The following is a 13,157-nucleotide window of genomic DNA, read 5'->3' on the forward strand; positions in this document are numbered from 1 at the left end:
CTTCTCCCGCGCGCTGCCCGGCCGCACCCATGACCTGACCGCGGCCCGCGCGCACAGCATCATCAAGGCCTGCCTCACCCGCTGTCGGCGTACACCTGAACGTCCCCAGCCGCGTACGGATGAAAGGGGTCTGTCGCAGATCTTGTGACGCGGCGTCGCGTTGATCGTTTTGTCTGAGTGTGCAGTTCAGGGGGCTTACAAAAGGTTCTGCCGCATCTGGCGGCTGTGGTGATCGAGTCGGTGCGGCAGGGACCGGACGGTGTGGTATTACGTACGCGTTCTCGTTCGCCGTCAGCACAGTGCCCGCGGTGCGGAGAGCCTTCGGGCCGCGTGCACGGCCGGTACGAACGGCGCCTGGGAGACGCTCCCCTGGGCGGGCTGCCGGTGGTGATCGTGCTGCTGATACGACGGTTCAAATGTCTCGTGACAGATTGCCCGACGGTGACGTTCGCCGAGCAGATACCGGGCCTGACCCGCCCCCATGCCCGTCACACCCCGGTTCTGCGCAGGCTGCTGGAACGTGTCGCAGAGGCTCTCGCCGGGCGTCCGGGATCACGGCTCGCCCTCAGGCTCGGAGTGTCGGTCGCCAAGGACACGATGTTGCGCCTGCTGCGGGCTTCGCCGCTGGAGGGCCCGGGACCGGTGCGCGTCCTCGGCGTAGATGAATTCGCCCTGCTCAAAGGCCAGAACTACGCCACGCTGCTAGTCGATCTGGAAGCCCGCAGGCCGATTGAGGTTTTGCCCGGGAGGGAGGCTGAGCCGGTGGCACGCTGGCTCGAAGCCCATCCAGAGGTAGAGATCATCTGCCGGGATCGGGCCACCGCCTATGCGGAGGCCGCAAGGCAGGCGGCACCGCAGGCGATGCAGGTCGCTGACGTGTGGCATCTGTGGAGCAATCTGGCGAAGGCCGTCGAGAAGACGATCACTGCCCACTACGGCTGCCTCCGTGCTGCGCACGAAGCCGCGGCCACGACCCGCGTCCCGGAACCGCCGCCGGTACCAGACGGTTTCCTCGACGTCCGCGGCCGGCCCCGCCGGATCGTCGCCACCATCCGCGAGCGCCATCAAGCCGTCCAGGATCTTCTTGCCGAAGGGCGCTCGCTGCGCGGCATCAGCCGCGACCTGGACCTCGACTACTACGCGGTCCGCCGCTACGCGAGGACTGCGAGCGTTGACGAACTGCTGGTGAAGGTCACCCAGCGCCGCACCAAGCTCGACGACTACAAGCCCTACATCTACGAACGGTTCGCTCAGGGCTGCTACAACGCCAGCCAACTCTTCCGCGAGATCCGTGACCAGGGATTCCAGGGTGACAGGACGGTCGTCAACGGTTACGTCCGCCTGCTGAAGCAAGGCGTCGTGAACTCACCTCCGCTGCCGGCTCTTCCCAAGCCCAAACGGGCTCTGCGTTGGATCATGACCCACCCTGAGCGTCTCCGGCCCGAGCAGACCATCGGCCTGAAGGAAGTCCGCGCGGCATGCCCCGAACTCGACGCGACGGTGGAGAACGTCCGAGCATTCGCCTCTCTGATGCACCAGCACCGCGGTGAAGACCTCCATGCATGGATCGAGCTGGTCAGGCAGGACGACCTCCCTCACCTACGGCAGTTCGCCGACGGACTTCTCCGCGACGAGGACGCCGTCATTGCAGGGCTATCGACCACCTGGAGCTCTGGCCAGGTCGAAGGGCAGGTGACAAGGGTCAAACTCCTCAAACGGGCCGGATACGGCCGAGCCAAACTCGACCTTCTCCGCACCCGCATCCTCCTCAGGGCGTGACCGCATCGCCCCGCCATATGCTGCAGCCCATTGGCAGACTCATAGAGAGATCGGAAACGGTGAGGGAATCGTTCTTGTTGATCTGCGACGACCAACCGCACGCTGCAGTTCTCACGGACCCCGGCCCCCGAGCCATCGAAGTCGTGAAGCTGCTACACAGGCGGACAGGACTCAGCCTTTGGCATTGCAAGTCGCTCGTCAGCCAACTGCCCGCAACCATCCTCGAGAACGTGCCGGAAGAAGTCGCTGCCGCCATGGTGGCCGAACTCCGCGAGGCCGGTGCCGGCGCCCCACGCCGAAGCGGATCAGTAGATCGACCTCGCCACGTCACAAGATCTGCGACAGACCCGATGAAAGGGACAGTTGTTGATGCGGTGACCGCTGTTGCCCGTCAGTCTGCTGCTGGTCGGTGTGGGACTGGTGGAGGGGGCGGGCGGTGGTACTGGATCCGAATCGCTGGCTGGAGCTTCGGCGTTTTCGTGGTCTGTTCGAGTCCGGGGCGATGAGCCTGTCGGAGGTCGCCAGGGAGACTGGCCTGGACCGTAAGACGGTCCGTAAGTACCTCTCGGCGAAGAGTCCCACCGCACCGCCGCGGCGGCTCTCGAACGGGCAGTCCCACAAGCGGGTGATCGACGAGTTCACGCCGTTGGTCGACGCGATGCTGCGGGCCGAGATCCTGATGAAGGCGTCGGTGATCCACGAGCGGCTGGTCAAGGAGTACGGCTTCGCAGGCAATTACCAGCGCGTGAAACTCTACGTGCAGGAAGCTCGTACGCGGATCGCGGGTGATCTGGGAATCACGCCGAAGGAACTGGCAGGGATGCACCGCCGGTTCAAGGTCATCCCGGGGGCCCAGGCCCAGGTCGACTGGGGTGATGAGGGCAAGGTCCTCGCCCATATGGGCATCGGGAAGGTCTATTCCTTCCACGTGACGCTGTCGTACTCGCGCGATCCGTTCTGCTGCTTCACCACCAGCCAGGACCTGCAGACGTTCTTCGACTGCCACCGGCGGGCGTTCGCGCACTACGGCGGGGTGCCAATGACGATCGTCTACGACCGGACCAAGACCGTCGTCCGCCGGCATGTCGCCCCCGGCGAGGCGGTGCCGCTGCATCCGGAGGCAGTCGGCTTCGCCGGCCATTACGACTTCGACATCGATGTGCTGGCCGCCTACCGCCCCACCGGCAAGGGACGGGTCGAGCGGCAGGTGCTGATCGTGCGCGACCATGTCCTGTCCGGCAGGTCTTTCGCCTCGGTCGAGGAGATGGACGCCGCGTTCATGGCCTGGGTGCCCCAGCGACGGGCCCAGATCCACAAGACCCACCGGGACGTCATCGGCGAGCGAGCGGCCCATGACCATGCAGCCCTCAAACCGCTGCCGGTCACCCCATACTTGGTGGCCGAACGGCAGCTGCGGCATGTTGGAAAGGACTGCCTCGTCGCCTTCGACGGCAACCTTTACTCAGTCCCTGCCCGCCGGGTCCGCCCCCGCCAGCTGGTCGAGATCCGCGCGACGAAATCACAGGTCACGCTCCATCTCACCGCCCCGCAAGGCAGCGGAGAGACGCTGCTGGCCGCTCATCCACGGGCGGCTGGCCGGGGTGTCCGTGTCGTCGACGAGAAGCACTGGGACGGCCTGCCGACAGGTGCCGGTCGCAGGGTCACCACGGGAGATGTCCCGCCGCAGCCCCGCCGCGAACGGTCTCCGGCCCAGGCCGGGCCACTGCAGGCCTTGTTCAACCGGGCCGCGGTCACTCAGGTCGAGGTCGGCCGCCGGCCGTTGTCGGTCTATGACGAACTGACCGGCACTCGCCCCTTCACCACCTGCCCGAGCACGAAGGAATCCTCTTGAGCGAGCTGGTCAGCACCCGTATCCGCACCACGGCCGGCAAGCTCGGCCTGCCCCACCTGGCCGAGGTCCTGAACCAGTACGCCCAGCGGGCCGACGAAGCGAAGATGGGTTACCTCGACCTCCTCGATCTGGTCCTGTCCGAGGAACTTGCTGTCCGGGACGACCGCCGGTTCCGCCAGGGCCTGGGGCTGTCGAAGCTGCCGCACCACAAGACGCTGGACGAGTACGACTTCTCCTTCCAGCCCGACCTCGACCCGCGCAAGGTCAAGGACCTCGCGACGCTCTCGTTCGTGGAGGCCAAGGCGAACGCCGCCCTCCTGGGACCGCCCGGGGTCGGCAAGACGCACATCGCTGTCGCCCTGGCGGTCGCGGCCTGTCGGGCCGGCTACTCGATCTACTTCACCAGCCTCGACGACATGGTCCGCAACCTCAAGGCAGCCGAGTCCGCTGGCCGCCTGGCCAACAAGCTCGGCACCTACCTGCGGCCCAGCGTTCTCGTGGTCGATGAGGTCGGCTACCAGCCCCTCGAACGAGCCGAGGCGAACCTGGTCTTCCAGGTGATCTCCAAGCGTTACGAGAAGGGCTCGATCATCCTGACCTCGAACAAGACCTTCAGCGAGTGGGGCCAGGTCTTCGGCGACGAAGTCCTCGCCACCGCCATCCTCGACCGCCTCCTTCACCACTGCGACGTGATCGCCATCAACGGCCCCAGCTACCGGCTGAAGAACCGCCTCAAGGCCATCGAACGAGAGACCGACGTGGCCTGACATCTGGGGACATCCACCCGTACGCAACCGGGGAGCCAACGTCGTACGCCGACAAACGTCTCCACCCACAACGGCTGAGCCCTCAGCGCCCCACCCATACACGGAAAATGCCCAGATCACAGCCTTCTGCAACACGCTTTAGCTTGGCTCTGTCGGTGAGTGTGTCCTGAACACGAGGAGAGGCGCTATGTAGGAATCGCATCCCCGAGTGATGCTGTGTGGGAGATGAAGGATTTGGCCATGCGGGGGGAGGCTCCAAACCGCCTCATGCTGCGTTGGCTGAAGACCGTCGTGGTGAGCGATGAGGAAAAGGCGTCGTTAGAGGCGTCAGGTAGGGATCAGGAAGACGAGCGCAAGCGAATCATTGCTGACGTGTCGAAACAGAGAGGGACGACATCAGAACCGGAGATGTTTTCCGATCCCCGGGATGAGTCTGGCGGGAGCCCGTCTATTGGCCAGATGGTGTCCGGCATGAAGATGACGTGATCCTGATCTGCTGCTTCCACATGGAACAGGAGAAAGCGCGCCCTGACACTGCCCGCTCCGGTCAGGACGGCGAGAGGGAGCGTCTCAAGCGGCCGAAACCGCAAGGGACTGAGTACTGTCGCAGGGTGCGCTGGCGGACCGGCTCGTAGTAGCGAAGAAGCCCCTGTAATGGGGGTGGAGCGAAGGGGCCGGGTCGTCCGTGGCTGTGTTCGTTTGGTCAACCGGCGATGACCGGGAGGAGCCGATGGAACAGTTGAAATCGTCAGGCAAGCCGTTTGATATCTCGAAGTGGGAGGTCTGGGAGGCCTTCCAGGACGTGAAGAGGAATCAGGGTGCACCGGGCGTGGACGCGCAGTCCATCGCCGACTTCGAATCCGACCTGAGGAACAACCTCTACAAGGTATGGAATCGGATGTCGTCGGGGACGTATTTTCCACCTCCGGTGCGAGCGGTGGAAATCCCGAAGCAGCACGGCGGCGGCACGAGAATGCTCGGCATTCCCACAGTCGCTGATCGGGTTGCACAGACCGTGGTGGCCCGGCATCTGGGCGTCCGTGTGGATCCTCTTTTCCACGAGGACTCTTACGGATACCGGCCCCGGCTTTGGACGCGGTGGAGCGGTGCCGGGAGCGCTGCTGGAAGAAGGACTGGGTGATCGATCTCGACATCCAGAAGTTCTTCGACAGCGTCCGCTGGGACCTCATCGTCAAGGCCGTGGAAGCACACACCGACGCCGTTTGGGTGAAGTTGTATGTTGATCGGTGGCTTCGCGCGCCGCTTCAACTACCGGACGGCACCTTGCAGATGCGAGATCGGGGCACCCCACAGGGGTCCGCGGTCTCGCCCGTACTGGCGAATCTGTTCATGCACTACGCGTTCGACCTGTGGTTGACCCGGAACTTCCGGGGCGTCCAGTTCGAGCGGTATGCCGACGACGCGGTCGTGCACTGCGTCAGCGAGCGCCAAGCCCGACAGGTCCTGGCGGCACTCGGGAACAGGATGGAAGAGGTCGGGCTGCGACTGCACCCCGACAAGACCAAGATCGTGTACTGCAAGGACGGGAAACGGCGCGGCTCTTACGAGCACACGTCCTTCACCTTCCTCGGGTTCACGTTCCGCCCACGCGGCGCACGGACCAAGGACGGCCGAAAGTTCCTGTCGTTCCTGCCAGCGGTCAGCAAGGACGCCCTGAAAAAGATGGGACAAGAAGTCCGCCGATGGCGGCTTCATCGTCGCTCCAGCTTCACGTTCGTGGAGCTCGCTAAGGCGATCACCCCGATCGTGGCGGGCTGGATGAACTACTACGGCCGGTTCTACCGGTCGGCGCTATATCCCCTCCTGGCGCGCATCAACGCCTACCTGGTGCGATGGATCCGCCGAAAGTACAAGCGGCTCGCGGGGCTGAGGAAAGCCGTCGAGTGCATGCAGGGGATCGCCAAACGGCATCCCCGGCTCTTCGCACAGTGGCGGTGGACAGCTGATGCCTCCGTCGCCTGGTGACCAGGATGACAAGAGCGGAGTGACGAGAGATTGTCACGCTCCGTTCTGTGGGAGCCCGGGGGTGAGATTCCCCCGGGCCACCCGACTCTTGGTGGTGAAGGTCAGGTGGCGACGGTTCGCCAGGACTTCGACCGCGGGATTCCGTGCTGGTCCAGGTAGTTCTGGAAGGCGGTCGGCGGTCTCGGTGAGGGTTCCTCGGCTGCCGGCCGTTCGCTGAGTCGTTCGATGTTGACGGCGATGGCTGTGAGGACGTGCTGCAGGTGTGCCCTGGGCTGGCCGCGGTAGCGGCAGCGGCGCATGCCGTGTCCGTGGGCGAACTCGTTGACGGTGCCCTCGACGCCGGAGCGGACCGCATAGCGGGCCTTCCACTCGGGAGTCTGCTGCTCGGCGCGGACGCGGACCTGCAGGTCGCGGAGCTCGCGTGGCGGGAAGCCCACGTTCCTGGCCGGGGCCTTGGTGCACCGCGGCCGGTCCGGACAGGGCCGGCACTGGCTCTGGGTGAACCGCGCGACGATCAGGGGTGCGCCGGCGAGCTCGGAGGTCGGGTAGGGGCCGTGCCAGCCGACGCTGACCCGGCCGTTCGGGCAGGTCACCTGGCGTCGGTCGAAGTCGATGCGGAAGTCATCCCGGCCGAAGCCCTCGCCCAGACGGTGCTGGCGGGTGGGATTTGCCGTCAGCGGCCCACTGACGGTGACCTGGTGTTCGCGGGCGGCTCGCTCCAGATGGACCAGGGAGGTGTAGCCGCCGTCGACCAGGTGCTCCGCGGGCAGCAGTCCGCGACGTGCCAGGCGGGCGTGCAGGCCGGGCAGCACCTGAGCGTCGCTGGTCGCCGCCGAGGTGGTAGCGACGTCCGTAATCACGTTGACGCTGCCGGTGGCGCACGTCTCGGTGAGATGGGCGGCGAACCCCTTCCAGCGGATGATGTGCCCGTGGCGAACGTAGCGGGCCGTGGTGTCGTAGGGAGAGACGACCGCTGCCGCTGAAGGCAGCAGGCCCCCGTCCTCGGCGGTGCGCCAGCGTAGACGGCCCGCCGCGTCGCCGTAGTAGTTCTGCACGACGACCTGCCGCAGGGCCTCGGCCTGCGAGCCCGGCCGGTACTCCGCCCCGTGCGGGTAAAGGTGCTCCAGTTGCCGGCAGGCGTCCTCGCCGGCGGCGAGGATCCGGGGCTTGGGGCGGGCGGGGTTCTTGCCCAGCCGGACCGGACAGCCGTAGCGGCGCCCCCAGTCCTCGTCGACCAGGCCGGCCAGGTGATGCCCGGCCGTACGGGCGACTCCTTCCAGCGCGGCGCGGACCGCCTCGGTGACCAGCTCCAGCCGGGTCAGGTCGCGCACCGCCGCCAGGACGTGGGTCGAGTCCGTGCGTTGGGTGGTGCGCTTTTGTACGAGCCCGGCGTCCTTCAAGCGGGCCAGTGCCAGATCCAGGAGACGGTTGGCGCGGTCGTCCTGGGTAAGGCGCTCGCGGAAATCGGACAGCAGGCTGTGGTGAAAGCCGGGATCGTCCAGCTCCAGGCCGTGAAGTCGGCCCGGAGCGCGGTCCCGGCCTTTCGGCCGGGCTGTTTCTCCGGACCGCTTCCCGCACCCGCCGTGCGCCTCTCAGCGCAACGGGCGCTCCACAAGCCCCGGTACTTCTCTGAGGACTGTCCTTATCCTTTGGTCGGCCATGGGGAGGGGATAACTGATCCGCGGTAGCGGTAGCGCGTGGTGTGCACCCTCGCCGGGCTGAGCAGCTCCCGCTCCTCGCTGGCCGGCCACCAGCCTCCGCCGCAGTAGCGGCGGCGCAACTGCTCCAGTTCATTCGAGGGTGTTTGCGCCGTAGCCACCAGATGGCCCGACCCCAGACGTACGGGCTCAGGTACTGGAAGGCGGCGCTGGATACTCCCGGCCGGAAGTAGACGCACCATCCCCGCAGCATCCGGTTGAGCTGGATGAGCAGGGTGTCGAAGGGCACGTCAGCTCCTGTCTTGCGGCACTGCGTCTTGACCTTGGCCTTCACGGCCGCGAGGGCCTTGCGTAACGGGTAGGTGTAGACGTAGTGCTTGTTGGCACCTCGCTTGCGGTGTCGCTGGATGCGCCAGCCGAGGAAAACGAGGCCCTCGTCAATGTGGGTGACCAGCGTCTTCTCCGGCGACAGGCGCAGGCCCATCGTGGAGAGGACCTGCGCCGCCTCTTCCTTGAGCCCCTCCGCATCGGCCTTGGTGCCCGATACGACCAGACACCAGTCGTCCGCGTAACGGATCAGCCGGTAGTTCGGCAGTCCGCGACGGCGTCGTTTCTGGCGGTCGTTGAAGGTGCTCGCCGGACCTCCCGGGCCCGAGCGATGTGCTCGTCCAGGACCGAGAGGGCCACGTTGCTGAGCAACGGGGAGAGGATCGGCCCTTGCGGGGTTCCAGCACTGGTCTCCCTGAGCATCCGGTCCTCACCGAGGATCCCGGACTTCAAGCACGCCTTCACCAGGGCCAGGACGCGTTTGTCCCCGACGCGTGCGCGCACCCGGTCCATCAGAGCCGCGTGCGAGATCTCGTCGAAGCAGGCTTTGATGTCGCCCTCCACGATCCACTCGTAGGAGTGGGAGGTGAAGTGGCGGACCTCGGCCACCGCATCATGAGCCCGGTGGTTCGGGCGGAACCCGTAGGAACACGGGAGGAAATCCGCTTGGAACACCGGCTCCAGTACCAGTTTCAGGGACGCCTGCACCACCCGGTCGGTCACAGTCGCGATCCCCAGCCGACGCAGCTTGCCGCCAGGCTTGGGGATCATCCGTTCCCGAACCGGGAGCGGGCAGAAACTGCGGTCCTTGATCGAGCCCCGCAGTCTGTCGAGGAAGTTCTCGACCCCCCGCACGGTCTCCACGTAGTAGGCGGTCTCACCGTCCACTCCGGCCGTGCGGGCTCCCTTGTTGCCCCGCACCCGAACCCACGCGACCAGCAGGAACGCGGGGTCGGAAACGAGGTTGAACAGATCGCTGAACCTGCGATGAGGATCCTCACGGGCCCACCGGTGCAGCTTTGTCTGGATCTCCAGTACCCGGCGTTCGGCCCTGGTCAGGGCGTACTCCAGCTCGTCGGTATTCACCAACGACCCTCCTGGTCTTCCAGTCCTTCGGCTGCTGACTTGCTGTCCTCCTTCGCCATGTACGCGCCTTTCGCGCGCTCGGACTACTACGAGGACTCCGCCACGGTCCGCTGCCATCAGCCGATGACGGGCCTGCCCTCCGACCGGCTGGCTGCCGGACCTCGGGCGGCATCGGACCGCTTCCCACGTTCACCGCTATCCGGTTGCCGAGTGAGCCGCCCGGCTGTACCCCGGCAGCATCGCCATGCCTACGCCGCAGACCTTCAACATGGCCTCCGCACCAGCGCACTTCACTGACAGCGGAGTCGCGACCACCGCCTTTCGGCGGTCGCGCGCACTGCACCCGGCCCAGATCCACCAGGTTCGAGCCGGTTCAAGTCTTACGAGGCTTCGGGCACCGGTTCCTCTCGTACGGCTTCTCGTCTCGCTTGCCGGGCCCGTACCGTCTGGCAGTACCAGTACATCCCGTCGTTGTCAGGGCTACTTGCCACCCTCCCGCGCGTCTCCGCCATCAGGCTGCCCTCAGCTTCGCTAGCCTGCTGCGACAGGCCAGCGGTGGAGGTCTTCCACCCCCACCCGGAAATAGCGGCGCCTCGTGGCGCACCAGGGCGTACTTGAAGTCGATGCGACACCGCACGGCCTCTGCGGCGGCGCGGTCGGACAGGCCCAGCAGGAACTGCAACACGCTCACCGTGGCCAGTTGGGCAGGCGAGAGGCATGGGCGCCCGTCGCGCGGGTACCAGCCGACGAAGTCCTCGTCGCACCACAGCCCGTCCAGCCGGTCTCTCACCCACATCGCCGTCGTACCGCCCGAGTTGCTCGCCCGCGCGATCCGCGCGGTCAGAGACGGAACCTGCTCACCGGAACGGGGACGGAGCGACAACGAGCACCTCGACGATCACAGGGGCCATCGGACAGCCCCGAGCATGCCCGTTCATCACACTGCCGCACCGGGAAACCCCAAGATCATCGACAGAGTCAAGTGTACGTCCAGCAGTCCGGACGTCACCGCAGATCAGAAGGGATGTGAACGATGTAACCGGACGACAAGCTCAGGGTAGCCAGCCGGTGGAAGTCCGATCCGAGGAGATGCCAGGGTCCCCGGTAGCTGACTCCCGGCGTCACTCGAAAGGGCGGCGTCGAAGTGGAGTGACAAGCGCCCTCCGGGGGCGTGCAACCGGCCAGTCCGCAACATGAAGTGAAGCCTGCAGCGCCGTCATTTAACCCCCGCCCGCGGGCGGGCCAAGGAGGAGCCGAGCCTGTGCTTGAAGGGCGAAGGCCAAGGAAGGCGATCTTAGACCTGGAGCGGTCGCCGAAGAACCTCCCGGCGTAAGGGGCGTGGAATGGCCGGACGGTGGTCCTGGGAACTGGAGAGAGAGCCTCCTTGGCCCCGCGCATGCGGCGCGGGAAGCGTGGCCTGCCTATAACCGGCAGAGCCGGGAATGGCGGGGCGCCGAGAGGCAGTCGGAGGGGGTCGTAGTAGTGCCGATCGGCGGGACAACACAACCCGTCAGGAGCGAAGGGCCCCTGCTTCATCGATGCGATTCGCGAACAGGGAGGGGCCCGGATGAGTGCCGCTTCGGCTAGGTCCATCCGCCGGGAGGAAGGCACCGCGAGAATGGGTGGTCGTCCTCTGGACAAGGTCCGAGCCTTGCGGCAGACGCTCTACCGCTGTGCCAAGCAAGAACCCGAACGCCGGTTTCATGCCCTGTATGGCCATGTCCACCGCATGGACGTTCTTCGGCGGGCATGGGCCGGTGTGTGTGCGAACCGAGGAGCCCCCGGCATCGACGGCGTGACCGTCGACGCGGTGGCGGCCTCGGGGGTGGATGCGTTCCTCCAGGATCTGGCCGATCAGCTGCGGACGTATACGTATCGTCCGTCGGCGCTGCAGCGGGTCCAGATTCCCAAACCGGGGCGGCCGGGCGAGTTCAGGCCGCTTTCGATTCCCACCGTGGCGGGCCGCTGGCCAACATCGCCCTGTATGTCCTCGACGAGGCATGGCAGGACGAGGGCCGCCGGCTGGGGGTACTGGTGAGATACTGCGGCGACTTCGTGGTCCTGTCGCCGACCAGACAACGGGCCGAGCAGGCTCAACAGTTGGCGGCGAGAGTGCTGGAACGACTCGGGATGCGACTGCACCCCGAGAAATCCGGCATTACCTGCCTCACCCGAGGCGGGCAGGGCTTCGATTTCCTCGGCTTCCACCACCAGAAAGTCGAATCGTGGAAATGGCGAGGCAGGTTCTACCTGCGTCGCTGGCCCTCGGCGAGGGCAATGCAGGTCCTGCGGGACAAGGTCCGCGCAGCGACTGCCCTCTCGAAGACCGAACGGCCGGTGTCCGCCGTGGTCGCCGACCTCAATCCCGTACTACGGGGCCGGGCGGCATACTTCCGCAACGGGAACTCCGGGCGGAAGTTCAACGCAGTCGACGGCTACGTCCACGAACGGCTGGCCATCTTCGCCAGCCGGAAGCACAGACTCCGAGGCAGAAACTAGACCACTCGGTTCACCTACGAGTGGATCACCAGGCTCGGGGTCCACCGACTTACCGGAAACGTACGCTGGGCGACGGCGCATGCCAGCCGGTGAACGATGTCGGAAAGCCGTGTGCGGGAGAACTGCATGCACGGTTTGAAGCAGCGGGGGCTGGAAACGGAGCGAAAGCCACCGCGCCAGTCCCCGACCCTACTAGGCTCAGCAGAGGATCTTCCAGCACGCCCACATCAGGATTCTGTAGCCATCGTAACGAGTGTGCTGACGGTGCGCAGCTATCCGCGGAGGTGCGAAGCGGTCGGATACTTGCGAAACTGGCTGGTGAGGCCACGATAGTCCGTGGTGCGGATAGTTCAGTCAAGAAGCAGACACTTCGTTCTCCTACAAATCTTCTGGGCCTCACGCATGAGCCACCAGTGACTGGAAGGCCACGGGCCGCGCACCGACACCACCGGATGGCGCCATCGACATCGGAAAACCTCCCACCAACCCCAGAGTCGCACAACGGTGACGACAGACCAGTACTTAGCCATAGAGTAGAAGGTGAAAGTTATGTCTACCCTAAACTTCCCACCCGACCCGAAGTTTATATCGCATATCACGCTCGACCCGACGTATGCCATGTCTACAGGGTCCCACGGGCAGGCAAATCGAAAAGGTGGAGAATACAAGGAGACTCACCCTGAGGGAATCATTAAAATAACACAGAAATTCGCCGAGGCGAAACTTCCGACAAGTAAGGCAGCTGAGCTCATTGCGTCACTCATTAAGGAAAAGGTAACAGAGTGTCGCCCTGTATCTGATTTTAATGAGTACGCTCAGTGCATTGAGTGCCTTTACGCAAGCGGCCGCGATTGTAACAAATACGGCAATGACTGCCGTCACTATCTCAATGAATACGTCAAATGGGGGTTCGTGTCCGCCTTGGCGGAAGCTGAGCCGGTAATGCTCTCCACGAACCGAATCGAGAATAATAGTAGCCAGCAGTCAGCCATGCAGAATTACTCTGTGACTGTTACGCTCGACCACTCTACAACCGACAGCAGTTCGCAAACGTACAGCTACAACGCGAGCGTGGGAATTAGTATTGCTGGCGTAAACGTGACTGGAGGAAGTCATGTATCGTATACCACAAATCATTCCGAGACCGTGAGTGTGGGCCATGGCTATACCGATGACAAGACGTGGAGTACAAGCCCCAGATAT

At 65.0% G+C, this 13,157-nt stretch carries 12 protein-coding genes and 2 pseudogenes; 10 read left to right on the forward strand and 4 right to left on the reverse strand.

All coding sequences use genetic code 11. The features are described from left to right. The 8 genes and pseudogenes from V7793_RS22780 to V7793_RS22815 form a co-directional block, all read left to right on the forward strand. Window positions 1-82, forward strand: a pseudogene (locus V7793_RS22780) (IS5/IS1182 family transposase); the annotation flags it as partial. 179 nt (window positions 83-261) lie between these two features. Beyond that, window positions 262-1,779, forward strand: coding sequence for an ISL3 family transposase (locus tag V7793_RS22785; RefSeq protein WP_336009375.1), 1,518 nt, complete (start codon window positions 262-264; stop codon window positions 1,777-1,779). Window positions 1,780-1,796: 17 nt separating this feature from the next. Next, window positions 1,797-2,285, forward strand: a complete 489-nt coding sequence (locus V7793_RS22790) for a ribosomal protein L7/L12 (RefSeq protein ID WP_336009355.1) — start codon at window positions 1,797-1,799, stop codon at window positions 2,283-2,285. Beyond that, the gene (gene istA, locus V7793_RS22795; RefSeq protein ID WP_336009357.1) at window positions 2,216-3,631 is read left to right on the forward strand and encodes an IS21 family transposase; all 1,416 of its coding nucleotides are present in this window, start codon (window positions 2,216-2,218) and stop codon (window positions 3,629-3,631) included. Before V7793_RS22790 ends, istA begins: the two co-directional genes overlap by 70 nt. Beyond that, window positions 3,628-4,398: an IS21-like element helper ATPase IstB gene (gene istB / locus V7793_RS22800; RefSeq protein WP_336009359.1), complete on the forward strand. Its 771-nt coding sequence runs from the start codon at window positions 3,628-3,630 to the stop codon at window positions 4,396-4,398. Before istA ends, istB begins: the two co-directional genes overlap by 4 nt. Window positions 4,399-4,623: 225 nt before the next feature. After that, entirely contained in the window at window positions 4,624-4,884 is a 261-nt protein-coding gene (locus V7793_RS22805; RefSeq protein ID WP_336009361.1) for a hypothetical protein, read from the forward strand. Between the two features lie 199 nt (window positions 4,885-5,083). Continuing rightward, window positions 5,084-5,539, forward strand: a complete 456-nt coding sequence (locus V7793_RS22810; RefSeq protein ID WP_336009363.1) for a hypothetical protein — start codon at window positions 5,084-5,086, stop codon at window positions 5,537-5,539. Further along, window positions 5,536-6,384, forward strand: a complete 849-nt coding sequence (locus tag V7793_RS22815; RefSeq protein WP_336009365.1) for a reverse transcriptase domain-containing protein — start codon at window positions 5,536-5,538, stop codon at window positions 6,382-6,384. The genes V7793_RS22810 and V7793_RS22815 overlap by 4 nt, the downstream gene beginning before the upstream one ends. A 101-nt stretch (window positions 6,385-6,485) precedes the next feature. On the opposite strand, the gene V7793_RS22820 is transcribed toward V7793_RS22815, so the two are convergent. From V7793_RS22820 to V7793_RS22835, 4 genes and pseudogenes are all read right to left on the reverse strand, one after another. Then, on the reverse strand, window positions 6,486-7,784 hold the full coding sequence (locus V7793_RS22820) for a transposase (protein ID WP_336009367.1): 1,299 nt from the start codon (window positions 7,782-7,784) through the stop codon (window positions 6,486-6,488). Window positions 7,785-8,229: 445 nt separating this feature from the next. Then, window positions 8,230-8,526, reverse strand: a pseudogene (locus V7793_RS22825) (group II intron maturase-specific domain-containing protein); the annotation flags it as partial. Between the two features lie 92 nt (window positions 8,527-8,618). Continuing rightward, window positions 8,619-9,455 (reverse strand): reverse transcriptase domain-containing protein, encoded by an 837-nt coding sequence (locus V7793_RS22830; protein WP_336009369.1) that lies wholly within the window; start codon window positions 9,453-9,455, stop codon window positions 8,619-8,621. Window positions 9,456-9,966: 511 nt separating this feature from the next. Further along, the gene (locus V7793_RS22835; protein ID WP_336009377.1) at window positions 9,967-10,251 is read right to left on the reverse strand and encodes a transposase; all 285 of its coding nucleotides are present in this window, start codon (window positions 10,249-10,251) and stop codon (window positions 9,967-9,969) included. A 1,304-nt stretch (window positions 10,252-11,555) separates the two neighbouring features. Here V7793_RS22835 and V7793_RS22840 point away from each other — a divergent pair. Beyond that, a complete protein-coding gene (locus tag V7793_RS22840) occupies window positions 11,556-11,954 on the forward strand; it encodes a group II intron maturase-specific domain-containing protein (protein WP_336009371.1) in 399 nt (132 codons plus the stop codon). A 549-nt stretch (window positions 11,955-12,503) separates the two neighbouring features. After that, the coding region (locus V7793_RS22845) for a hypothetical protein (RefSeq protein WP_336009373.1) at window positions 12,504-13,157 on the forward strand (654 nt) is incomplete at its 3' end.

Origin of the sequence: Streptomyces sp. KLMMK (assembly GCF_036961605.1) — a bacterium.
GTDB lineage: Bacteria > Actinomycetota > Actinomycetes > Streptomycetales > Streptomycetaceae > Streptomyces > Streptomyces telluris.